General features: G+C 61.0%; 19 protein-coding genes. 9 read left to right on the top strand and 10 right to left on the bottom strand.

All coding sequences use genetic code 11. The features are described from left to right. Positions 1-97: 97 nt before the first annotated feature. The gene (locus AB1E33_RS14900; protein WP_372578178.1) at positions 98-745 is read right to left on the bottom strand and encodes a sulfotransferase family 2 domain-containing protein; all 648 of its coding nucleotides are present in this window, start codon (positions 743-745) and stop codon (positions 98-100) included. A gap of 39 nt (positions 746-784) precedes the next feature. Continuing rightward, the gene (locus AB1E33_RS14895) at positions 785-1,693 is read right to left on the bottom strand and encodes a DMT family transporter (protein ID WP_372578055.1); all 909 of its coding nucleotides are present in this window, start codon (positions 1,691-1,693) and stop codon (positions 785-787) included. A 159-nt stretch (positions 1,694-1,852) separates the two neighbouring features. On the opposite strand from AB1E33_RS14895, the gene AB1E33_RS14890 reads away from it, so the two are divergent. After that, positions 1,853-2,866 (top strand): hypothetical protein, encoded by a 1,014-nt coding sequence (locus AB1E33_RS14890; protein ID WP_372578054.1) that lies wholly within the window; start codon positions 1,853-1,855, stop codon positions 2,864-2,866. A 4-nt stretch (positions 2,867-2,870) separates the two neighbouring features. Here the strand turns inward: AB1E33_RS14890 and AB1E33_RS14885 are convergent, their stop codons facing one another. The 6 genes from AB1E33_RS14885 to AB1E33_RS14860 all read right to left on the bottom strand — a co-directional run bounded on the left by AB1E33_RS14885 (position 2,871) and on the right by AB1E33_RS14860 (position 8,265). Beyond that, a complete protein-coding gene (locus AB1E33_RS14885; protein ID WP_372578053.1) occupies positions 2,871-3,623 on the bottom strand; it encodes an SPOR domain-containing protein in 753 nt (250 codons plus the stop codon). Positions 3,624-3,698: 75 nt separating this feature from the next. After that, positions 3,699-4,331 (bottom strand): uracil phosphoribosyltransferase, encoded by a 633-nt coding sequence (gene upp / locus AB1E33_RS14880; protein ID WP_372578052.1) that lies wholly within the window; start codon positions 4,329-4,331, stop codon positions 3,699-3,701. After that, a complete protein-coding gene (locus tag AB1E33_RS14875) occupies positions 4,328-5,314 on the bottom strand; it encodes an adenosine deaminase (protein WP_372578051.1) in 987 nt (328 codons plus the stop codon). The genes upp and AB1E33_RS14875 overlap by 4 nt, the downstream gene beginning before the upstream one ends. Positions 5,315-5,407: 93 nt before the next feature. Then, entirely contained in the window at positions 5,408-6,715 is a 1,308-nt protein-coding gene (locus AB1E33_RS14870) for a thymidine phosphorylase (protein ID WP_372578177.1), read from the bottom strand. 4 nt (positions 6,716-6,719) lie between these two features. Then, on the bottom strand, positions 6,720-7,112 hold the full coding sequence (locus AB1E33_RS14865; RefSeq protein ID WP_372578050.1) for a cytidine deaminase: 393 nt from the start codon (positions 7,110-7,112) through the stop codon (positions 6,720-6,722). Between the two features lie 67 nt (positions 7,113-7,179). Beyond that, a complete protein-coding gene (locus AB1E33_RS14860; protein ID WP_372578049.1) occupies positions 7,180-8,265 on the bottom strand; it encodes a cupin domain-containing protein in 1,086 nt (361 codons plus the stop codon). A 144-nt stretch (positions 8,266-8,409) separates the two neighbouring features. Between AB1E33_RS14860 and AB1E33_RS14855 the strand changes: the two genes are divergently transcribed. The 3 genes from AB1E33_RS14855 (at position 8,410) to prpE (ending at position 13,225) form a co-directional block, all read left to right on the top strand. After that, a complete protein-coding gene (locus AB1E33_RS14855; RefSeq protein WP_372578048.1) occupies positions 8,410-10,683 on the top strand; it encodes an NADP-dependent malic enzyme in 2,274 nt (757 codons plus the stop codon). A gap of 29 nt (positions 10,684-10,712) precedes the next feature. Beyond that, complete coding sequence (locus tag AB1E33_RS14850) at positions 10,713-11,102, top strand: GFA family protein (protein WP_372578047.1); 390 nt, start codon at positions 10,713-10,715, stop codon at positions 11,100-11,102. Between the two features lie 233 nt (positions 11,103-11,335). Next, complete coding sequence (gene prpE, locus AB1E33_RS14845) at positions 11,336-13,225, top strand: propionate-CoA ligase PrpE (protein ID WP_372578046.1); 1,890 nt, start codon at positions 11,336-11,338, stop codon at positions 13,223-13,225. A 35-nt stretch (positions 13,226-13,260) separates the two neighbouring features. On the opposite strand, the gene AB1E33_RS14840 is transcribed toward prpE, so the two are convergent. After that, a complete protein-coding gene (locus AB1E33_RS14840; protein ID WP_372578045.1) occupies positions 13,261-14,742 on the bottom strand; it encodes a peroxidase family protein in 1,482 nt (493 codons plus the stop codon). A gap of 219 nt (positions 14,743-14,961) precedes the next feature. Here AB1E33_RS14840 and AB1E33_RS14835 point away from each other — a divergent pair, with 219 nt between their 5' ends. After that, on the top strand, positions 14,962-16,416 hold the full coding sequence (locus AB1E33_RS14835; protein ID WP_372578044.1) for an amidase family protein: 1,455 nt from the start codon (positions 14,962-14,964) through the stop codon (positions 16,414-16,416). A gap of 353 nt (positions 16,417-16,769) precedes the next feature. Here the strand turns inward: AB1E33_RS14835 and AB1E33_RS14830 are convergent, their stop codons facing one another. Continuing rightward, positions 16,770-17,531 (bottom strand): NAD kinase, encoded by a 762-nt coding sequence (locus AB1E33_RS14830; RefSeq protein ID WP_372578043.1) that lies wholly within the window; start codon positions 17,529-17,531, stop codon positions 16,770-16,772. A 169-nt stretch (positions 17,532-17,700) separates the two neighbouring features. Between AB1E33_RS14830 and glyA the strand changes: the two genes are divergently transcribed. From glyA to AB1E33_RS14810, 4 genes are all read left to right on the top strand, one after another. Beyond that, complete coding sequence (glyA, locus tag AB1E33_RS14825) at positions 17,701-18,996, top strand: serine hydroxymethyltransferase (RefSeq protein WP_372578042.1); 1,296 nt, start codon at positions 17,701-17,703, stop codon at positions 18,994-18,996. A gap of 19 nt (positions 18,997-19,015) precedes the next feature. Further along, on the top strand, positions 19,016-19,993 hold the full coding sequence (locus AB1E33_RS14820) for an HpcH/HpaI aldolase/citrate lyase family protein (protein WP_372578041.1): 978 nt from the start codon (positions 19,016-19,018) through the stop codon (positions 19,991-19,993). 96 nt (positions 19,994-20,089) lie between these two features. Then, positions 20,090-20,506 (top strand): IS110 family transposase, encoded by a 417-nt coding sequence (locus tag AB1E33_RS14815; protein ID WP_372578040.1) that lies wholly within the window; start codon positions 20,090-20,092, stop codon positions 20,504-20,506. 409 nt (positions 20,507-20,915) lie between these two features. Beyond that, a complete protein-coding gene (locus tag AB1E33_RS14810) occupies positions 20,916-22,817 on the top strand; it encodes an adenylate/guanylate cyclase domain-containing protein (RefSeq protein ID WP_372578039.1) in 1,902 nt (633 codons plus the stop codon). The last annotated feature ends 411 nt before the right edge of the window (positions 22,818-23,228 follow it).

Raw genomic sequence — 23,228 nt, 5'->3', positions numbered from 1 at the left:
GAACTGAACGGATTTGTGTCAGATATCAACGCGATACAGACAATCTCGCGAGAGGTTCAATCATCAAGTCTCATTTCGAAACAATTTTTCCTGAAAATCACTCAAATTGGTACTGCATCCTGTGGATGTCGTCGGCGCAGGCCCCGGCGATCGCATCGACCATTGGCGGTGTATAGTAGCGCCGGTAATCTGCCAAACGTTCGGACCGGTTGGTGTGTGACATGACAACCTCAAAGCCCAGATGCTGCCAGAGCGTTGTGGCATCGGCCTTAAAATGCTCGATACGGATATAGAGACTGCCGCGGTCGACCCCCGCCGCATCCCGCATGTAGCTGGCAAAGGGGTGGCTGCGGAAGGCGGCCAGCGTGTCGGGATGCTGCACGAAAGCTTCAAACTCAAGCCGCTTCGCCAATGTCACTGCCGGATGGCCAAAACGCTGCTCTCGCAACCAGTGATAGTAGCTGACCGCGCGATCCCAGGGGTTGCGCACCAGCGTGAACACAAAGAAATCCCCAAGCTCATCACCGCTGACCACACCGTCGATATCGCGTAGCGTGGCGTGTTTCCACAACCGCCCGCTCGCGGGCAGCGTCTGCTGCCGTTGGCGGCGGCGGCGGGCCTTTGGCGTATCGCCGATCAGGATGTCATCCTTCATCGCCCGCGCCTCGAGAGCCAGCGCCAGCGACGTGCCCCCGGTTTTGGGAATGTGAACAAAGATATAGGACCGGCCGCGCGAGATGATCATGGGGGACACGCTAACCGCTTGGGCCGCCCGGCAAAACCATTAACCCGAGCGCAAGGCGATGGTGATACCCGCAAGCGCAATCAGGCCGATGCCGAAGATCTGCGTTACATCTAGGGACTGACCGAAGGCAAACCAGGCAAAGAGCGGTCCGAAGATCATTACCGAGTACTCAAAAACCGACACATAAGAAGGCTCCGCCAGTTGATAGGCCTTGGTCAGCATATAGACCGCGATCACCGATCCCACGGCTTGAAGCAGCACAAACGGGATCGCCGGTGTCATCGGCCAGACCCAACCGCGAGCCGCAAACCCGTCCGGGCCGGGCGCTGCCTCAAGCGGGAACAGGGACAAACCCAGAAGGGCAATACCTCCGATCAGACCAAGCGCGCCGATCGATGCGCCGAGCAGGACAACCGTACTTTCCTCTGCACAAAGGCTCCGGGTGGTAATCGCGCTCAGCGCATAGAAGAAACCACCACAGAGCGGGATCAGAATGCGATAGTCAAAGGCGTTCGGATCGGGCTGCAAAACCAGCAGGATACCAGAAAACCCGATCAACACCGCACCGATCCGCCATGGTCCAACCGGTTTGCGCAGGACGAAGGCGGTGATCAGCAGTACGAAGATCGGAGAACTGAACAGGCCGGCCAATGCCTGCGCGATAGGCATAAAGGCCAGCGCGGTAAAATAGCACATCATTGCTGTCGCGAGCAAAAGGGACCGCAGCAGAACCGCCCAGTATCGTACCGGCCGCAACCCGCCCAGCCCCAGCAATGACAGGCCGGCAATCAGCGGCAACGCCACCAGTGTACGCGTCACATGGAATTGCCAGAGCCCGATAAACTCGGCCAAAACGACGATATAATTGTCGATCACTCCAATGATGGACATCGCCGCGATCATCAACATGGCCGCGCTGAGCAACGATCCCTGCGATGTTGGTTGCATGTTCCGTCCCGCGCCCCATCCGATCCGGCCCATGCTGCGGTGCAAGACCGGGCCATTGCAATCCCAAATTCGTGCCCCTTCGCGGGTGCAAGGCGTTTGCGGCGCAGGCAGCCCGCATGTTAGGCTGCGCCAAAAGACAAACGAGCAGTTTCAGCGCATATGACCGCCCTCACGCAATATGACCGGATCGAGGCCACCGGGCTCTGGCGCCCGCATCCCGATGAACAGCGCCGCGAGGTTGTTGTCTCGATCGGTGAAGCGACGCTGACCATCTCGGACTTCAACGATCAGGCGATCACCCATTGGTCGCTGGCCGCGCTGGAGCGTCAGAACCCGGGCGCTTTCCCGGCCATTTTCCATCCTGACGGCGATCCCGAGGAAACGCTGGAACTGGCCGAATCCGAAACCACGATGATCGAGGCAATCGCGCGGCTGCAAAGCGCCATCGCGCGGGCGCGCCCGCATCCCGGCCGCCTGCGTTGGGCCAGCGTCACCGGCGTTATCGCGGCAGTTGCGGCGCTGCTGGTGTTCTGGCTGCCTGGCGCGTTGCAGCGGCATGTGACTTCGGTGGTGCCCGAGACTAAGCGCATCGCGATCGGGCACGCGGTTCTGGACCGCATCGAACGCGTTGCCGGGCGCGCCTGTTCGGCCAATGAGGAGGAAGCCGCGCTCGGCGTGCTAGCGCGCCGCACCGGTGTGGACCGGCTGGTTGTCCTGCCAGGGGGCATTGCCGACACGCTGCATCTGCCCGGCGGCATCGTCGCCGTGAACAAGACTCTGATCGAGGATCACGAAGACCCCGCCGTTGCCGCCGGCTACATTCTGGTGGAACGCGCGCGGGCACAGGCGGTGGACCCTCTGGCCGAGTTGCTGGATACCGCAGGCCCGCTTGCCGCTTTTCGCCTATTGACCACCGGTGATCTTACCCGCGAGAGCCTCGATCACTATGCCGAACAGGTGCTGTCGGCGCCGCGCGCCGAGTTGCCCGATGATGTCATACTGTCGGTCTTTGGTCAGGCCGCTATGCCCTCGACGCCCTACGCCTATGCCCGCGACATCACCGGCGAGACCGTTCTGGGCCTGATCGAGGCCGACCCCATGGCCGGACGCACTCTTGAACCGGTGCTGCCGGACAGCGTCTGGGTGCGGTTGCAGAATATCTGTGGCACTTGATCCGTTACTTTATCATCCGCGCCTTGCGGAACCCGGCCTTGCGCGCCTTGGCAAGCGCCGCCTCAGCCGCATTCTCACTGCCGAATGGCCCGGCCAGAACCAGCGTCCGGTCGCCGCGTCGCGTCACGCCATAGCGCATGGGCAGCCCGGTTGCCTGCACCTGACGCGCGACACTCTGTGCTTCTGCCCTGGTGTCATGCGACGAGATTCGCAGGTAACGCTGCGGTTCCAGCGACGGGTCCGACCGGGTCGAGACCCGCAGAACCCCCCGTTCGTCCGGCGTGGCGGCCAGCAGGTCGTCGGTTTCAGTCAGATCATAGACGGGTTGATCGGTCGGCAGTTTCACCAGTTTACGCGGTACCGTACGCTGCCAGATCCGGTCGGTCTGCGCGTCACCTGCAGGTGTGCGCAGCCCGCGCCCGGGATTGAGGCGGTCATCTTTACGCAAGACATAGCGGTATCCGCGCGGGACCTTGTAAGTCTGGCGCGTCACCGCCACCGCCGGGGCGACGGTAATCTCAGCGCGATGCGTGTTCAGCCGGTCATCATCCCAGACCCGACGATAGCCGCGCGGCACGTACTGGCCGGTCGTGTTGCGCCTGTTGTCATAGACATGCCGGGGCACGATGCGCGTCCCCGGCTTTAGCGTGATCGTCTGTGCCGCTGACTGAGGCTGGTTCGAGGTCTGCGCCAATGCGTCCCCGCCACCGATCAGCGCTGCGGCAAGTGCGGATACGATTGTTCCCGTTAGCTTCATGACGACCTCTCAATATTTTGAAAATCATGACCTATTGGACGCGATGAGTAAAGGATGCAACCGTTAGAATGCCCGTTACTTGGTGCCGAACATCCGGTCGCCTGCATCGCCCAGACCCGGCATGATATAGCCCTTGGAGTTCAACTCGCGGTCCAGCGAGGCGGTGACGATGGGTACATCCGGGTGCGCCTCATTCATCCGGGCAACGCCTTCGGGGGCGGCCAGCAGGCAAAGGAACCGGATATCGGTGGCCCCTGCCTTTTTCAGCAGATCAACCGCCGCAGCCGAACTGTTGCCGGTGGCCAGCATCGGATCGACCGCGATCACCATCCGGTCCTTCAGCCCCTCGGGCACTTTGAAGTAATACTGCACCGGTTGCAGCGTTTCCTCGTCGCGGTAGAGCCCGACAAAGCCCACCCGCGCCGAGGGGATCAGTTCCAGCACCCCGTCCAGCATCCCGTTGCCCGCCCGCAGGATCGACACCAGCGCCAGCTTCTTACCCGCCAGGATCGGCGCGTCCATCTCTTCCATCGGGGTCTCGATCTGCCGCGTGGTCATCGGCAACTCACGGGTGACCTCATAGGCCAGCAACTCGGTGATCTCGCGCAGAAGCTGCCGGAACAAGGCGGTCGAGGTGCCCTTGTCCCGCATCAGCGTCAGCTTGTGCTGCACCAGCGGGTGATCGACGACGGTCAGATGTTGGTTCATGATGTCTCCAGTCTTTTTGCGACACGCGCACGCGTGTCCTCATCGCAGAATGCAGCGCCCAGTGCGGTCTTGTTCACCTCGGCGAAATCGGCCTCTTCCCAGCCGAATGCCGCATTCAGCATCTCATATTCGCGCACCATGGTGGTATGGAAAAACGGCGGGTCGTCGGTTGAAACCGTGACTTTCACCCCTGCCTCGCGCAGACGCTGGATGGGATGCGCCGCGATCTCAGGGTAAAGACCCAGAACCACGTTCGAGCCCGGACAGACCTCCAGCACGATGCCGCGATCGGACAGTTCGTGGACCAGATCGGCATCCTCGATGGCGCGCACGCCATGGCCCAGCCGTTCCACCCCCAGATCACGCACTGCGTCGCGCACGCTGTCAGGGCCGCCGAACTCGCCCGCATGGGTTGTCAGGCGCAGCCCAGCCTCGCGGGCACAGTCAAAGCTCCAGGAGAAATCGCCCTGTTTGCCCATCCCCTCATTGCCGCCCATGCCAAAGCCGACGATCCGGTCTCCGGCGGTTTCGGCAGCACAATGCGCCGAGTCGCGCGCCAGTTCCGGCCCGCGATGGCGGATACAGGTCACCACGCTGCGCATGGTGATGCCCAGCTTACGCTCGGCCTCGTCGGCTGCCTCGTGGATCGCGTGCACATATTCGCGCCAGGCGTTCAGGTCTCCACCACCGCAAAAATCCGGGCTCACAAAAGTCTCGGTATAGACAACGCCATTTGCGGCGCTCTCTTCCAGAATGGCCATGGTGAGACGCCGGAAATCCTCGGGCGTCTGCAACACTTCGCAAGCGGCATCATAGACCGACAGGAAATGCGCGAAATCGCGGAATTCATAGGTGCCATCGGCGCGGAAGATACGGCTCAGGTCGATCTTTTTCTCATGCGCCAACTGGCGAATGAAGGCGGGCGGTGCGGCCCCTTCGTGATGCAGGTGCAATTCAACCTTCGGCAATGCGGCAACGCTCACAGGACACTCCTTGTCTTTCCCTTCGCGCCATAACGCGCACGGTCTCTGCGTAGTCGGCGCTACCTATCACTTGTTTGTGCTCATGCAAGCGGATCAGGCGCGGATGACCTCGTGAATCAACTGCGGCGCTTCAATCGGATCAGGCGACAGCGTGATCGCCGCGCGCACCGCCTGTTCCGTGTGCCGCGCCGCATCCTCGCGCGCGGCATGGATCACCGCCAGCGGCGCGCCACGTTCGACCTTTTCGCCCAGCCGCACGACCGAGGACAGCCCGACCGACGGATCAACCACGTCGCTTTCCACCTGACGCCCGCCACCCAAAGCAACCACCGCAAGGCCCAGCGCCTCGCCATCGATGGCGCTGACATAACCCGCTTCGCGCGCTGAAATTTCCTGAATCACATGTGCCTCGGGCAAGAACCGTGACCAGTTTTCGACAAATTGCACCGGGCCACCCACAGCAGCGAGCATGCGCCCGAAGCGCTCGGCCGCGCGGCCATCCGCAATTATGCCCGACAAACGCTCGGCTCCCGCCTGCGCATCATCGGCAATCCCGGCATCGGCAAGCAGGACACCGCCCAGTTCCACCGACAGGCGCGACAGCGGTGTCTCGGTCCCGCAGGTCAGGGCCTGCATGACCTCATCTACCTCAAGCGCATTGCCCAGCGCGCGTGCCAGCGGCTGGTTCATGTCCGAGATCACCGCCGATGTTCGGCACCCGGCGGCATTGGCCGTCTCAGTCAGAGCCGTAGCGAGCGATCGCGCTTCCTCAAGCGATTTCATGAACGCGCCAGAGCCCAGCTTGACGTCCAGCACCAGCGCATCGGGGCTGACCGCCAGTTTCTTCGACAGGATCGAGGCGGTGATCAGATCGAGGCTTTCCACCGTCGCCGTCACATCCCGGACCGCATAAAGCCGCTTGTCCGCTGGGGCGATCTGCGCGGTTGCACCGACAATCGCGGCACCGGTGTCGCGCACGATCTGCGCCAACCGCTCCTGCCCCACCTGCGTTGTGACGCCGGGGATCGCCTCCATCTTGTCGAGCGTACCGCCGGTATGGCCCAGCCCGCGCCCCGAAATCATCGGCACATAGGCCCCGCATTCGGCCAGCGCCGGAGCCAGAACCAGCGAGACGCAATCGCCTACGCCACCGGTCGAATGCTTGTCGATCACCGGTCCGGGCAAGTCCCAGCGCAAGACTTCACCGCTGTCACGCATAGCCACGGTCAACGCCGCGCGGCCCTCTGGGCCCAAGCCACCCATGCAGACGGCCATGGCGAATGCCCCGGCCTGTGCATCGCTGACGCTGCCGTCGGCCAAACCTTGCGCAAACCAGGCTAGTGCTGCGGCGTCCGGCACTTCACGGCGGCGAAGCTTGGCGATGATTGCCCGTGCATCCATACTCTCAAACATCTTTCATATGCTCCGCGCCGAAAGCACCGGGCAGCAGGTCGCCGATGGTCATCACCTGCTCCATACCGCCGGTAGTCGCCATGGTCACCACCACGTCACTTGCGCCAAATTCCGAGAGTTTCTGCCGGCACCCGCCACAGGGTGGCACCGGCGCAGGGCTGCCCGCCACCACGTAGACCTCGGTCAGTTGGGTCTCGCCTGCCGCAACCATAGCCGCGATTGCGCCCGCTTCGGCGCAAGTGCCTTCGGGATAGGCGATGTTTTCAACGTTGCATCCAGCATAGATCACGCCCGAGGCAGACCGGATCGCCGCGCCCACCTTGAAGTTAGAATAAGGCGCATGGGCGTTTTCGCGGACCGCAAGTGCACTGTCTTTCAAACTCATGGCGATTCCCCGGTTTTTGATCATCTGGTCAGGAATAAATACCGCAAAGCAATCCGCGAGACATCCCCTATCGAAGCACGGTATTGAACACGCCCGGCAGCGTCACCTCAAGCAGTTCCACATCCGCGCTGGGATCGCTCAGCCGCGTCTTCATCCCCGGCGGAATGACAAATGCGTCGCCCTGTTCCAGCCGGTACGGCTCACGCCCTTCGCCCTCCAGCGTCACCGTACCGTCCATGACGAAGGTGAAGTGAATGTCGGTGTCATGGCTGGCCCAGACCGGATCGCCCTGCCCCTTTTTTATCACCTGCACGCCCGCCACGCCTCTGGTGTTCTCGGCAATCGTGGTGTCACGGCAGACATAGCCCGGCAGGCGAAAGGGCATCCACGCAGCCCCGGCACCCTTGTTGAAAACGAACCTCTGGCCCTGCCATTCGCGCTCGGGGCGCAGATGCGGTGTGGGCAATTCCATCTCATGGTCGATCTCGGTTACATGCTCGGCCGGAACCCCGATCTCGATCACCTGCACATTGTCCGACGCCTCCAACACCCGATGCCGGATCTCGGGCGGCTGGATAAAGCAATCTCCAGCATATAGCCGCATCTTCGGTCCCTGATCCTCATAAACCACGTCAACCCAGCCATGGATGCAGAAGATCAGCTGAAATCCCACCTTGTGGAAATGCACCATATCCGGCACCGGGCCGCCATCGGGGATGCGGATATGGCTGGCGATGATCGACCCGCCCAGACGGTCCGGCACCAGATCGCGATAATGCATCCCGGCCCGCCCGATGATCCACGGCGCCTGATCCTTGAGACGACACACCACAAAGGAATGTACCGTCTCGGGCATCACCATCGGTGGGTTGCGCGCATCAATCTCGATCCGTGTGCCATTGGGCGCGGTCAGGGCGCGCGCGCCATCTGCAAACCCGTCGGGATCATCGGTAAGGATGCGGATCGTACCCGGCGGCTCGGGCGCGTCTTTTTCCACACGCAACCGCAAACCATGGCCCGAAAACACCGCAACACGCGGGTCGTCAGCGGGATAAATCATATCCATCCGCATCCCCAGAACCCTAGTGAAAAAGGGAATATCTTCGCGCAATTCCTGCGTCGGCAGGCGCATTTCGGCAATCGTGTCTGACATGTGGTCCGGTCCTCCGCCGCGCAGATTGGCCGCGCCCTGCCGCTTTTGCAAGAAGCCGCCCGCGACAGCTGTTGACGAACGCCCCCATTTCCCTCACGCAAGAGATAGTTTAAGGGTAAACTAAATTCAGCCGGGAGCTTTGGAATGTCTGACACACAGAAACTGCGCGAAACCGCGCTGGACTATCACGAATATCCAAAACCCGGCAAACTCGAGATCCGCCCGACCAAACCCATGGCCAACGGCCGCGACCTGTCGCTGGCCTATTCTCCGGGCGTTGCCGAAGCCTGTATCGAGATCAAGGGCAATGCCGAGCACGCCGCGCGCTATACCGCACGCGGCAATCTGGTGGCGGTGGTGTCGAACGGCACGGCGGTGCTGGGGCTGGGCAATATCGGCGCGCTGGCCTCGAAACCGGTGATGGAAGGCAAGGCCGTCCTGTTCAAGAAATTCGCCAATATTGACTGTTTCGACATCGAGCTGGACGAGGCCGATCCCGAAAAACTGGCCGATATCGTCTGCGCGCTGGAACCCACCGTCGGCGCGATCAACCTCGAAGATATCAAAGCCCCCGATTGTTTCATCGTCGAACAGCTTTGCCGCGAACGGATGGGCATCCCCGTCTTTCACGACGACCAGCACGGCACCGCCATCGTGGTGGGGGCCGCCGCCAAAAACGCGCTGCATGTGGCGGGCAAGTCATTCGAAGACATCAAGATCGTGTCGACGGGTGGCGGCGCGGCGGGCATTGCCTGCCTGAACATGCTGCTGAAAATGGGCGTGAAGCGGGAAAATGTCTGGCTCTGCGACATTCACGGGCTGGTCTATGAGGGCCGGACCGAGGATATGAACCCGCACAAGGCCGCCTATGCACAGGACACCGATCTGCGCACTCTGGACGAGGTGATCGACGGCGCCGACCTGTTCCTGGGCCTTTCCGGCCCCAACGTGCTGAAGCCCGAGATGGTTGCCAAGATGGCCGATCGCCCGATCATCTTTGCCTTGGCCAACCCGACGCCGGAAATCCTGCCACAGGCCGCGCGCGAGGTTGCCCCCGATGCCATCATCGCTACTGGACGCAGTGATTTTCCCAATCAGGTCAACAACGTGCTGTGTTTTCCGTTCATCTTCCGGGGTGCGCTTGATGTGGGCGCGACCGAGATCAACGATCAGATGCAGCTGGCTTGCATCGACGGCATCGCCGAACTGGCCCGTGCCACCACCAGCGCCGAGGCGGCGGCGGCCTATCGTGGCGAGCAGCTGACCTTCGGGCCGGACTACCTGATCCCGAAACCCTTCGATCCACGGCTCGTTGGCGTCGTCTCCTCGTCCGTGGCCAAGGCTGCAATGGAGAGCGGTGTCGCGAAACGGCCCATTGAGGATCTCGAGGCCTATAAGCAGAAACTGAACCAGTCGGTATTCAGATCCGCCCTGCTGATGCGCCCGATCTTTGATGCTGCCCGGATCGCCTCGCGCCGGATCGTGTTCGCCGAGGGCGAGGATGAGCGCGTGCTGCGCGCCGCCCAGGCCATTCTTGAGGAAACCACCGAAACGCCGATCCTCATCGGTCGCCCCGACGTGATCGAGGCGCGCTGCGAACGGCTTGGCCTCGACATCCGCCCCAGTCGGGATTTCCAGATCGTGAACCCTGAAAACGACCCGCGCTACTATGACTATTGGAATTCCTACCACGAATTGATGATGCGGCGCGGTGTTTCGCCAGACATCGCAAAGGCCGTCATGCGCACCAACACTACCGCCATCGGCGCGATCATGGTGCATCGCAGCGAGGCGGATTCGCTGATCTGCGGCACGTTCGGGGAATATCGCTGGCATCTGAACTATGTGAACCAGGTGCTTGGGCGTGGCGGTCTCTATGCCCATGGCGCGCTGTCGCTGATGATCCTCGAGGAAGGCCCGCTGTTCATCGCCGACACCCATGTCTACCAACTGCCCAATCCCGAACAACTGGCCGAGATCGCCATCGGCGCTGCCCGCCATGTCAAACGGTTCGGGATCGAGCCGCAGATCGCGCTGTGCTCGCAATCGCAATTCGGTAATCAGCCCGAAGGGTCGGGCAAGCGCCTGCGCGAGGCGCTGAACATCCTCGATTCCGAACGCCGCGATTTTGTCTACGAAGGCGAAATGAACGTCGATACGGCGCTGGACCCTGCACTGCGGCAACGAATTTTCCCGCATAGCCGATTGGACGGCGCGGCCAATATCCTCATCTTCGCCCATGCAGATGCGGCAAGCGGTGTGCGCAATATCCTCAAGGCGCGAGCCGGCGGACTTGAGGTCGGGCCGATCCTGATGGGCATGGGCAACCGCGCCCATATCGTCTCGCCCTCGATTACCGCGCGCGGGCTGCTGAATATGTCTGCAATTGCAGGAACGCCGGTTGCGCATTACGGTTAAGCCATCTGAGTTCAGTGGGAGGTGTTCAGATGAAAGGACATTGCCATTGCGGCGACGTGCGCTGGGAAAGCGATGGGGCCGTCGCCTGGAGTTGTTATTGTCACTGCGCCGATTGCCGACGAAACTGCGCCGCCCCGGTCACCGCCTTCTTCGGCGTCCCGGCTGACAGCGTGCGCTGGTCCGGCGGCGATCCGCGCATTTACCGGTCGTCGGAGCGGGTCGAGAGGCTGTTCTGCGGCACCTGCGGAACGCCGATGGCCTACCGCAATGACACGGACCAAGAGACAATGCATCTCTATGTAGCGACGCTGGATAACCCCGAGGATATCGCCCCCCAGATCCACGTATTCCACGGCGAGCATATCCCGTGGCTGCAGATAGGAGACCATTTGCCGAAATACGCGAGCCTTCCGGGCTGACCGGCGCGAATCAGGAAAGGCGGCTTTGCAACGCGTGAGAGACGGGTTTGCAAAGTGACGGTCAAAGCAAACATAACTCGTGAAAACGCTCAGGGTTTGCAGAGTTTAGCAAGCCACCCGAGAGCAGAATTGCAAATTCTTGCGATAATATGACGCAATGGAACTTATTGGTCTTGCCCCGCCCAGCACGCCCTTTCTAACACCGGTGCCAGACGAATGGAGGAGACAGGGACTTGGCCTATCAGGACGTGTATGACAGCTGGAAAAACGACCCCGAAACATTCTGGCTGGAGGCGGCGAAGGGAATCGACTGGGTCGAGGCGCCGACACGGGCGCTCTTTGATGACAACGCGCCGCTTTACGAGTGGTTTTCCGATGCCAAGGTGAACACCTGCTGGAACGCTGTGGACCGTCATGTCGAGGCGGGGTGCGGCGAACAGATCGCCATCATCCATGACAGCCCAATCACCCATAGCAAGCGGCAGATCTCTTATATCGAGCTGCGCAACCGGGTGGCCTCGCTGGCCGGGGCGCTGCGGGCCAAGGGAATCGAAAAGGGCGACCGGGTGATCATCTACATGCCGATGATCCCCGAAGCGCTGGAGGCGATGCTGGCCTGCGCGCGGCTGGGCGCAGTGCATTCGGTGGTGTTCGGCGGCTTTGCCGCTAGCGAGTTGGCGGTTCGGATCGACGATTGCCAACCCAAGGCGATCATCGCGGCCTCCTGCGGGTTGGAGCCGGGCCGCACCGTGCATTACAAACCACTGCTCGATGGGGCCATCGACCTGGCCAAGCACAAGCCCGATTTCTGCGTCATCTTCCAGCGTGAACAAGAGGTCGCGCAGCTGATCGAGGGGCGCGATGTCAACTGGCACGGGTTCCAATACGGCATCGAACCCGCGGAATGTGCGCCGGTGAACGGCAATGATCCGGCCTATATCCTCTATACCTCTGGCACCACCGGCGCGCCCAAAGGCGTGGTGCGACCCACCGCGGGCCATCTGGTGGCGCTGAACTGGACCATGAAGAATATCTACAATGTCGATCCCGGCGAGGTGTTCTGGGCGGCCTCGGATGTGGGTTGGGTCGTGGGCCATTCCTACATCTGCTACGCGCCGCTGATCCACGGCAACACCACCATCGTGTTCGAGGGCAAGCCGGTCGGCACCCCCGATGCGGGCACCTTCTGGCGGGTGATCTCGGAACACCACGTCAAGAGCTTCTTCACCGCCCCCACCGCCATCCGCGCCGTCAAGCGTGAGGACCCCAATGGCGACCTGATGGCAAAATATGACCTGTCCTGCCTCAAGGCACTGTATCTGGCCGGCGAACGCGCCGATCCGGATACGATCGAATGGGCAAAGAAGGCGCTGAACGTGCCGGTGATCGACCATTGGTGGCAGACCGAAACCGGCTGGACCATCGCCGGAAACCCGCTGGGGATCGAGGAACTTCCGATCAAGCTGGGCTCTCCGGCCAAGCCGATGCCCGGCTATGACGTGCATATCCTCGACGAGGGCGGTCATCCGGTGAAACCCGGCGAACTGGGTGCCATCGCCATCAAGCTGCCCCTGCCCCCGGGTACGCTACCGGGGCTGTGGAATGGCGAGGACCGGTTCCGCAAATCCTACCTGACCCAGTTCCCCGGCTATTATGAAACCGGCGATGCGGGAATGATGGATGAGGACGGATACCTCTATATCATGGCGCGTACCGATGACGTGATCAACGTGGCGGGCCACCGCCTGTCCACCGGCGGGATGGAAGAGGTTCTGGCCGCTCACCCGGATGTGGCCGAATGCGCGGTGATCGGCGTCTCGGACCAACTCAAGGGCCAGATGCCAGTGGGTTTCCTCTGCCTCAACTCCGGAGCCGCGCGCGACCCTGCCGAGGTCACTGGTGAAGTGGTCAAGATGGTGCGCGACACAATCGGGCCCGTTGCGGCCTTCAAACTAGCGGTGGTGGTGGATCGACTGCCCAAGACCCGCTCAGGCAAAATCTTGCGCGGCACCATGGTGTCGATCGCGGATGGCAAGGACTACAAGATGCCCGCAACAATCGACGATCCCGCCATTCTGGGCGAGATCGAAACCGCGCTGCAAAGCATCGGCTACGCACGGTAAGCAGCAGGGGCGCCATCAGGCGCCCCGCTTTTTTCTCAAGCAAAACCGATCCCGTCGGGCTTCAGCCCCGCAAGCCGGATGATCGACGCCAGGCTCCAGGACGGATCATCGATCTTGTCGTCCTCTTCCAGCAGCGGATCATCATCCGGCGACCAGCAAGGCGCGACGTTGATCCACGAACACGGATCGCCCTTGAGCAACCCGGCAAAGACCGCAGCGACAATGATCGAGCCCACTGCGCCCAGTGAATTGCCGCCAACATCCTGCCCCTCGCGCAGGATGTAGTACCACAGCGAATCCGGCTCGCTCTCGCACAGCGCAATCGGTTCGACGCAGAGTTTCCGCGCCACGTCACTGCCCGAGGGCAGCCCCATCTGCATACCGCGTTTGAGGTTTCGGAAAGCAAGGATGTTCAGATTGTCGCCCACCGGCCCCTCGTGCAGGAAGGACAGCGCGTTGCTCATTTTGGCGTCGATCTTGCGCGCCATCTGCGGGAACGGAGGCCGCGAGGTTGTCATCGGCAGGAACCAGTCCCACTGGATCGAATTGCGCGCCAACATCGGCCGGAACCCTTTCAGATCGTCCGGATCAGGCGCGCCGGAATTGTCGAAGATCGGCGCAAAAACGCCAAACCCGCGCACCGGGAAATTGGTCTGATAGGCGTTGCGCACCATCGAATGGCCAAAACGATACGCCGCGACCGAGAACTCGACCGGCATGTAGGGCTGATGCTTCCAGCTATAGATATCGTCCAGTCCACACACCCAGTGTTTGCGATCACCGCAGGCTTCCTCAAGCGACAGCGCGCAGCAATGAGTGCCCGGCAGCAGAATACGCCGCAGGAAGTCGTGCCAGACGATATGCTGGTAGAGCCAGCGCAGCGTTGTGCGTGCGGCCTCGAACGCGTCTGACGTGCTGATCCCCGGCGTGACGGCCCGGGCGCGATCGACCAACCTGTTATGGGCCAGCAGAAAAGCCAGTTGCAACTGGCTGACCATCGAGTTCTCGTCATTGCGCATATCGCCGATCACGGCGGTGCCGTTCAGGCGCGGCAGGTCCGGCAGTGAGGCATCGTCGGACACCGCACCGATGGCCAGCTTGGCCTTGTCCGCGGGATCGTACAGATAGGGTTGATCCGCCGGCCCGCGCCCATAGACATTGTCCAGGTCCAGCCGCGGCGTACGGAAATTCAGCAGCCCGTTGGGATCGGTACGGCGCATCGACAGGGCCGTGGGATCAAAGGTAATGTCGTGATCGACGAACTGGCCGAAATAGGTATAGCCCGCCGGAATGTCCGAGCCGAACTGATCCTCCAGATCGTCGATGGTCCCGGGATCGGTCAGCTCTCCGGGCGTTTTGCCCGGCACCTCGACCATCAGATCGTTCGCTACCTGCTTCAGCGCGGCGTCATCCATGCCCGGCCATGCCGGAAGATCGGGGCAAATACGGCCAAACGGGCCTTGGTAGAATTTTGAACGGGGGGCAAGAATGTCGAAATGTCTTGAGCCATGGGCCATGGTCAAATCCTCTTTAAAGTAAGCTAATTATTAAAATGTGTACTTATATGCGCATTAATTCGCTCATTGAGTGTGCAAATAACCGCTTGCACCCACAACATGTCGATTCTGGTTGCTGGAAACTCGGCGGAATTCCGCCCAACACACCGTTCTTGTACCCACCCGGTTTCGCTTGTACTTGCGTCCCGCCCGGCTAGGCTGCGTCGCGGGAGAACGGGCATGAACAGCAATGAAATCTGGCAACTGACTGCAAGCGAAACGGTCGAAAAGACCCGTTTGGGCGAACTGAGCGCCGAGGCCACGGTCGCCGCTGCGCTGGACCGGATGGAGTTTGTGAACCCGGCGCTGAACGCCGTGGTGGACAGTTGTGCGGACGAGGCATGCGCACGCGCGCGCGCGCTGGACAAGGCGCGTGCTGCGGGAACCCCCTGCGGACCGCTCCATGGTGTCCCGGTGACCATCAAGATAAATGTGGATCAGAAAGGCTATGCGACCTCGAACGGGATACCTGCGCTGAGGGACCTGATCGCACCGGATGACGCGCCGGTCGTGCGCAACCTCCAGCAGGCGGGTGCGGTGATCATCGGGCGCACCAATACGCCCGAGTTTTCATTCCGCGCCGATACCGACAATCCGCTTTTCGGACGCACCCATAACCCTTGGGGCGATCATGTCTCGGCAGGCGGTTCCTCGGGTGGTGCGGGTGCCGCGGTGATGGCAGGGATCGGCGCGCTGGCCCATGGCAATGATATTGGTGGCTCGCTGCGCTTTCCTGCTGCAGCCAACGGCGCGGTAACGGTCAAACCGGGGATCGGCCGGGTGCCCGCCTGGAACCCCAGCCAAAGCGCAGAACGCGGCATGCTGGCGCAATCCATGTCGGTGCAGGGGCTGTTCGCCCGCACGGTGCAGGACCTGCATCTGTCGATGCCTTCGCTCATCGCCGCCGATCCGCGCGACCCGTTCCATGTGCCGATGCCTTGGCGGCTCGACCCACTTGAGGAGCCGCTCCGTGTGGCTTTCACCCGCGAAACCTATGGCTATGACCTGCACCCCGAGGTCGAGGCCGCGCTGCTGACCGCACGCGACGCGCTGATCGACGCCGGATACCAGGTCGAAGAAGTCGAGACCCCGGATGTCTTCACCTCTGGCCGCGCGGGCTATCGCGCGCTGATGGGCGAGGTCTATTCGATGATGAAGGATGATGTGGACCGCATCGGCTCACAACAGATTCGCGACATCTTCGCCACCTACTTTCAGGAGTTTCCACCCTATCTAGGCCAGGACCTGCTTGAGATGATGGCCAAGCGCAGCTTTTTCACCCGCGAATGGACGATGTTCCAGCAACGTTACCCGCTGGCCCTGACCCCGTTTCTGCCGCAGCCTTTCTTCCGACCCGACCGCGACACCGAAGGCGCCAAGGGCGTGCATGAAGTTCTGGGCAGCGCGGTCTGGTCCTATTCGATGAATTTTATGGGGCTTCCGGCGGCCAGCGTGCCGGCGCGTCTGGCGCATCTGCCCGTCGGAGATCAGCCGATCAACGTCCAGATCGTTGCCCCGCGCTGGCGCGAGGATCTGGCGGTTGATGCGGCGCTGTCCATAGAAAAGCGGGTCGGGCACATGTGTTCCCATCTCTGGCAACGCATGACCCGACCCGGTCTGAGCCCCCAACTTTAATATCAAAGCCCCCCAGCTCTAATACGTGCCGCGTGGCGTCCCCCCGGACTCGCCAATGGTATTCACGGCTTTGTGACGGGCCCCGGATGAAACCACTCAAACTTCATCCGGGACCACTTCACTTCTAACTGCCGACTTTTGACGAACACAGGTGCTACCCCCCGGCTTTCCCTGCGCTCACTCATGCAAAACAATGCATACTAGTTAGCGAACGCGTCCCCGAATTGCCACTCACTCAATTTGTCGGGACCATGTCGTCGGCAAGATCAAAATTAGCTGATTCTTGCCGACCCGGCTGTGACCTGCTTCACAGAGCTTCCAAAAAGTTGAAAATTTTAAGAGACGGGACCGTTTCAGGTGAACTGTTCCGAGATCAACCGCTCTTCCAGCCCATGGCCGGGATCAAACAGAATCCGGTGCGAGACCGAGGGGTCGGACCGGATCTCGACCCAGTCGATATCGGTGATCGATATCGAGTCCGCATCCGCCATGACCGGGCGCTTTTCCGGGTCCTGCACGTCAAAACGGACCATTGCGGTCTTGGGCAGCAGCGCCCCGCGCCAGCGCCGCGGCCGGAACGCAGCAATCGCGGTCAGGGCAAGCACATCCGCGCCGATCGGCAGGATCGGCCCGTGTGCCGAATAATTATAGGCGGTCGACCCCGCTGGCGTCGCCACCAGCGCGCCGTCGCAAACCAGCTCTGCCAGCCGCACCCGGCCATCGATGGTGATCTTCAGACGTGCCGCCTGCGGCCCGGCGCGGAGCAGCGAGACCTCGTTGATGGCCAGCGCCTCGTGGGTCCTGCCGTGCTGATCCATCGCCCGCATCGACAACGGATTGATGATCTCTTCCTCAGCTTCGGCCAGCCGTTCCAGCAGATCGCTTTCGCTATATTCGTTCATCAGAAAGCCGATCGTGCCGCGATTCATACCATAGACCGGCGTGTTCAAATGCTGCGTGCTGTGCAGCGTGCGCAGCATGAAGCCATCGCCGCCCAGCGCCACGACGATCTCAGCCTCTTGCGGGACGGCATCTCCGTAGCGACCAATCAGGGCGGCGCGCGCAGTTTGCGCCACGGGCGCCTCGCTGGCCAGAAAGGCGATTCTCTTGGTCATGTCACTGGGTTTCCGGTGCTGCGCATATGGTTCCGAAACAAACATACCTTTCCGCAATAGACCAGACTTGACGCCCCCAAGGGTCGATTAGTCGCTTTACAGTCTTTCTCGCCCGGGCAGTTTCCGATAGGAAATCCGCCAAATCACACCCCAACCAGTCGGAGCGACCATGAACGCTAGCCCACGTGACACCGGTTTTTTCACCCAGTCCCTTGTCGACCGCGACCCTGAGGTTTTCGGGTCGATCACATCAGAGCTGGGCCGCCAGCGCGATGAAATCGAGCTGATCGCAAGCGAAAACATCGTCAGCGCCGCGGTGATGGAGGCGCAGGGCTCGGTGATGACCAACAAATACGCCGAGGGGTACCCGGGCCGGCGCTATTATGGCGGCTGCCAGTTCGTCGATATCGCCGAGAACCTGGCCATCGACCGCGCCAAGCAGCTCTTTGGTTGTGAGTTTGCCAATGTGCAGCCGAACTCGGGGTCTCAGGCCAACCAGGGTGTGTTCCAGGCGCTGATCCAGCCCGGCGACACCATTCTGGGCATGAGCCTGGATGCTGGCGGCCACCTGACCCACGGCGCGCGCCCGAACCAATCGGGCAAGTGGTTCAACGCGGTGCAATATGGCGTGCGCCAGCAGGACAACATGCTGGATTACGACCAGGTCGAAGCGCTGGCGAAAGAGCATAGCCCCAAGCTGATCATCGCCGGTGGTTCGGCCATCCCGCGCCAGATCGACTTTGCCCGCATGCGTCAGATCGCCGATATGGTCGGCGCCTATCTGCACGTGGACATGGCCCATTTCGCCGGTCTGGTTGCGGCCGGTGAACACCCCTCACCGTTCCCGCATGCGCATGTGGCGACGACCACAACCCACAAGACCCTGCGCGGCCCACGTGGAGGCATGATCCTGACCAATGACGAAGCGATCGCCAAGAAAGTGAATTCGGCGATTTTTCCGGGCATTCAGGGCGGCCCGCTGATGCATGTGATCGCCGGCAAGGCGGTGGCCTTCGGCGAGGCGCTGCGCCCCGAGTTCAAGGATTATATCAAGCAGGTCGTGACCAATGCGCAGGCGCTCAGCGATCAACTGATCAAGGGCGGTCTGGACACCGTGACCCACGGCACCGACACCCATGTGGTGCTGGTCGATCTGCGCCCCAAGGGGGTCAAGGGCAACGCCACCGAAAAGGCTCTGGGCCGGGCGCAAATCACCTGCAACAAGAACGGCGTGCCGTTCGATCCCGAAAAACCGACCATCACCAGCGGCATCCGCCTGGGCTCTCCCGCCGGGACCACCCGCGGCTTCGGCGAGCCTGAATTCCGCCAGATCGCCGACTGGATCATCGAGGTGGTCGACGGGCTGGCGGCCAATGGCGAAGATGGCAACGCCGCGGTCGAGGCAAAGGTCAAGACCGAGGTCGCCGACCTCTGCGCCCGTTTCCCGCTCTATCCAAACCTGTAAGTCGAAGGACCACCAAACCATGAGCTTTCATCCCATCGAACCGGCGCCGGCGCGTCTCAATCGCAGCGAATTGGCCGTCCCGGGCAGCCAACCCGGCATGTTCGAAAAGGCCGCGCAGTCGGATGTCGACGTGATCTTTCTTGATCTCGAAGATGCGGTCGCACCCGACGAAAAGGAACAGGCCCGCCGCAACATCATCCAGGCCCTGAACGAGATCGACTGGGGCACCAAGACCATGTCGGTGCGCATCAATGGGCTGGACACCCACTACATGTATCGCGACGTCGTCGATGTGGTCGAGCAGGCCGGAGCGCGGCTGGACCTGATCATGATCCCCAAGGTGGGCACGGCGGCGGATGTCTATGCGGTCGATATGCTGGTGACTCAGATCGAGGACGCCAAGGGCCTGACCAAGCGGATCGGCTTCGAGCACATCATCGAAACCGCGCTTGGCATGCAGAACGTGCACGAGATCGCACAGGCATCGAAACGCAATGAAAGCCTGCATTTTGGGGTGGCCGATTACGCCGCTTCGACCCGCGCGCGCACCACCATCATCGGCGGCGTGAACCCGGATTACTCGGTGCTGACCGACGCGGCGGCTGATGGCGGGCGCGACACCCATTGGGGCGACATGTGGCACTATGCGCTGGCTCGCATGGTGGTCGCAGCCCGCGCCAACGGGTTGCGGCCCATCGATGGCCCGTTCGGGGATTTCCAGGACCCCGACGGCTACCGTGCCGCCGCCAAACGGGCCGCCGTGCTGGGCTGCGAGGGCAAATGGGCCATCCATCCCAGCCAGATCGCGCTAGCCAACGAGGTCATGTCGCCGAGCGACGCCGAGGTCAACAAGGCGCAGCGCATCCTGGTCGCCATGGCCGATGCCGAAACCGCCGGTAAAGGCGCAGTGTCACTGGATGGCCGCCTGATCGACTATGCCTCGATCCGTCAGGCCGAGGTCATGGTCGAAAAGGCCCGCCAGATCGCCGCAGCGTAAGCCACATTTCCGATCGCGCTAAAAAAGTACCATGCTGGACGGCGTTGCAGATAGTTGCTGCGATGCGGGGATATTCCAAACAAGGGAGTTTCCAGCATGGTCAAGAAAGCTACACGGATTTCGCATTTTGTCGCCGCCGTTGAGGAACGGCCCATTTTTGACGGGTTGGACGTTCAAAAGAAGACCTATTCGGTCGCATTGATCGATCCAGAGGACGGGTTGGTTGAGCCCTATGCCTGTCCCTCGGGTGAGGAGGCGCTGGCCGGGCAATTGGCAGGTCTTGGATGCCAGTTAGAGCATGTGGTCTACGAGTCCGGTCCGATAGGCTTTGCACTGGCCCGTGCTTTGGAACGTGCAGGGTTCGCAGTGTCAGTGATTGCCGCCTCACGTATCCCGCGTGGCTATGCAGCAGCGGCCAAGACGGACCGGCTCGACGCGGTGAGATTGGCCAACTATTTCGCACGAGGGTTATTGCGGCCCATAGCCATTCCGACCGTCGAGCAAGAGGGCTAAGCGACAGCAAAATAGGGCGGGACCCTCATCAACCGGCGCGTACCGAAATCGGTACTCGGAGATCCTGCATCCAGACAGGCACGAAAAAGAAAAGGCTTACGCGAAGCCGGCAAACCGCATTGGTATGGCCCCTATCTTGCCGCGCGAGCTGCGTGCAAGCTGGTTTTTGGTGGCCAATGGGCAAGGTCTGGTGTGCGGACAACGCTGCAGTTGAGCCAAAGGTTCGATCCTTTCGGCTGATCCCGAAACCTGCCATTCGGGCTACAGGAAGGCTTCACCACTTTCAGAGGTTTCGTCGCTCGCCACGGCATTCGGATGACGCTCGACAGGGATTTTGCGGCCCGATGTACATTTTACGGCGTTTGCTCCACACTTCCGCCTGGATGCTCCGGGGAAGTGAACCTCACGAATGACCGACACAAAACCCAAACGCCACCTTGCCGCCATTCTTGCTGCTGACGTGGTGGGCTATTCAAGACTCATGGGCAAAGATGAAGAAGGCACTCTCGCTGCACTGACATCTCATCATGTAGACCTCATCGAACCTTGCATAGCAGCGCACCAGGGCCGTCTAGTGAAGACCACTGGTGATGGTTTGTTAGTCGAGTTCGCGAGTGTCGTGGATGCAGTGCGGTGCGCAGTGGCGGTTCAGGAGGGCATGCGACCCCGAAACGCCGAAATGCCGGAGGACAAGCAGATTCTGTTTCGAATTGGCATTAATCTCGGCGACGTGATCGCGCAAGATGACGACGTCTTCGGCGACGGTGTGAACGTCGCGGCACGACTGGAGGGTTTGGCCGATCCCGGCGGAGTCTGCATTTCGCGAGCGGCTCGCGATCAGGTGCGCGACAAGTTTGACTATCCTCTGCAGGACCTGGGCGAGGTCGAGGTCAAAAACATCTCTCGGCCTGTTTGGGTGTTCAAGGTGCTCTTAGACGGCAGCCCACCGGCAGCAAACAGTCGTCCGAGTCGGAAGTTGCTTTGGCGCGTGTCAGCCGCCATTGTGATTATCGGCCTACTTTTTGGCGGTGGTCTATTGTGGTGGCATCAAGCCGGGTCGACCGATCCAAGCGACGCAATTCTGGCGTTGTCCGGCAAACCATCAATCGCTGTCCTTCCCTTTGACAATCTGTCTGCTGACGCGGAGCAGGAGTATTTCTCGGACGGAGTAACCGAGGACATCATTACCGATCTGTCGAAAATTTCTGGGCTTTTGGTGATCGCGCGGAACTCGACATTCACCTACAAAGGGCAAGCGGCTAAGGTCAGTCAGGTCGCCGAGGACCTGGGTGTGCGCTATGTGCTGCAGGGCAGCGTTAGGCGGACCGACGAGAATATACGGATCACAACACAGCTCATAGACGCGGCCACCGAAGGGCACCTTTGGGCCGAGCGCTATGATCGCGACGTCACAGACGTATTTGCGGTTCAGTCCGAGGTCGCGCGGCAGGTGGCAAGAGCCCTGTCCGTGACGCTGAAAGCCAACGAGAACGAGAGGCTGTACCAGAAGCACACAACGAACATCGACGCCTACGATGTTTTCTTGCAGGCGCGCCGCACAGTCGATGTGCCAAGCAGGGATAATATCCTGCGCGGCGAGAAACTCTTTGAGCAAGTGATCGAGCTGGACCCAGATTTTGCAGGTGGTTACGCCGGGCTCGCCTTCAACCTCTCGGTACAGGTGCGTTTCCAATACACAGACACGCCATCAACCCACCTGTCACGGGCACTAGAATTTGCCAGAAAGGCAATCGAACTCGACAGGGATTTTGCGTGGGGGCACATTGCTCTGGGAGGCGTATTTGTCGCCAACGGCGACGCTGATGCAGCCGTAGACGCTGTGCATCAGGCACTTATCCTCGAACCTAACGGCTACGAGGCTAACCTATTCATGGGTTTCTATCTCCAGTTTGCGGGGGACGCTGCAAGTGCCGTGGACTATCTGTTGATCGCCAAACGTCTTAGTCCTGTGGAGACATACCGGGATGTCTCGTTTCTAGCTCTGGCGCAATTCATGAACCGAAACTACGAAGAGGTCGTGCGCCTTTGGACGAAAACATCCATTAAGCCGGGGGGGCAGGCTAAAATTTTTTTGGCGGCGACCTATTCGCTGCTTGACAGGCCAGAAGAAGCTGCTGTGCTCGTGGAGCAATTTTTGGAAACTGATCCCGATTTCAATCTAGCTGAATGGCGGTATCTTGAAACCTGGAAATCCGAGGAAAACCGGACGAGGCTGTATGAAGCGGCGAAAGCCGCAGGGGTCCCGGAATTTGCCCGCGAAAACGAACCTGCCAACAGCAACATCCGGTAATTCGTTCTCAACGGGTAGATCCGGAAACTGACCATGCAGAAAGGTCAAACGCATTAGGGATCGCCGCTGCTAAGTCATTCTTCGCGCACGATACATTCTCGTTTTATGCCCGCCTTCGTGCAGACCTACGCGTAGACGCTGCCCTATGAATGTCCGCTCCTGCAACCCGGTCTCTAAGTTGGTGCACCGCACCATATTGCAGTATGGGCTCGAAGCTGCCATTGCCTGGCTAAATGAGCCCCGCAGCATCACTCGTCACGCTTGACAGTCGTCCACATAAGAAAAGGGACCGCAAGCACATGCCTCGCGGGCTGCTCTTTGATCCCAGATGTTAATTCCGGCTTGCTGCAGGTTGCGGTCTTTTCATTTTCCCGGCCCGGTGGCAGGCTTTGCCCACGCCGTTGCCACGGA

This window comes from Ruegeria hyattellae (assembly GCF_041537925.1).
GTDB lineage: Bacteria > Pseudomonadota > Alphaproteobacteria > Rhodobacterales > Rhodobacteraceae > Ruegeria_C.
The sequence above is the reverse complement of the archived record's forward strand: the minus strand, read 5'-3'. Positions and strand labels throughout refer to the sequence as shown.

Coding starts and splice junctions, on each gene's coding strand:
- AB1E33_RS14900 (WP_372578178.1), bottom strand. CDS start 745: ATGATCATCTCGCGCGGCCGGTCCTATATCTTTGTTCACATTCCCAAA.
- AB1E33_RS14895 (WP_372578055.1), bottom strand. CDS start 1,693: ATGCAACCAACATCGCAGGGATCGTTGCTCAGCGCGGCCATGTTGATG.
- AB1E33_RS14890 (WP_372578054.1), top strand. CDS start 1,853: ATGACCGCCCTCACGCAATATGACCGGATCGAGGCCACCGGGCTCTGG.
- AB1E33_RS14885 (WP_372578053.1), bottom strand. CDS start 3,623: ATGAAGCTAACGGGAACAATCGTATCCGCACTTGCCGCAGCGCTGATC.
- upp (WP_372578052.1), bottom strand. CDS start 4,331: ATGAACCAACATCTGACCGTCGTCGATCACCCGCTGGTGCAGCACAAG.
- AB1E33_RS14870 (WP_372578177.1), bottom strand. CDS start 6,715: ATGGATGCACGGGCAATCATCGCCAAGCTTCGCCGCCGTGAAGTGCCG.
- AB1E33_RS14865 (WP_372578050.1), bottom strand. CDS start 7,112: ATGAGTTTGAAAGACAGTGCACTTGCGGTCCGCGAAAACGCCCATGCG.
- AB1E33_RS14860 (WP_372578049.1), bottom strand. CDS start 8,265: ATGTCAGACACGATTGCCGAAATGCGCCTGCCGACGCAGGAATTGCGC.
- AB1E33_RS14855 (WP_372578048.1), top strand. CDS start 8,410: ATGTCTGACACACAGAAACTGCGCGAAACCGCGCTGGACTATCACGAA.
- AB1E33_RS14850 (WP_372578047.1), top strand. CDS start 10,713: ATGAAAGGACATTGCCATTGCGGCGACGTGCGCTGGGAAAGCGATGGG.
- AB1E33_RS14840 (WP_372578045.1), bottom strand. CDS start 14,742: ATGGCCCATGGCTCAAGACATTTCGACATTCTTGCCCCCCGTTCAAAA.
- AB1E33_RS14835 (WP_372578044.1), top strand. CDS start 14,962: ATGAACAGCAATGAAATCTGGCAACTGACTGCAAGCGAAACGGTCGAA.
- AB1E33_RS14830 (WP_372578043.1), bottom strand. CDS start 17,531: ATGACCAAGAGAATCGCCTTTCTGGCCAGCGAGGCGCCCGTGGCGCAA.
- glyA (WP_372578042.1), top strand. CDS start 17,701: ATGAACGCTAGCCCACGTGACACCGGTTTTTTCACCCAGTCCCTTGTC.
- AB1E33_RS14820 (WP_372578041.1), top strand. CDS start 19,016: ATGAGCTTTCATCCCATCGAACCGGCGCCGGCGCGTCTCAATCGCAGC.
- AB1E33_RS14815 (WP_372578040.1), top strand. CDS start 20,090: ATGGTCAAGAAAGCTACACGGATTTCGCATTTTGTCGCCGCCGTTGAG.
- AB1E33_RS14810 (WP_372578039.1), top strand. CDS start 20,916: ATGACCGACACAAAACCCAAACGCCACCTTGCCGCCATTCTTGCTGCT.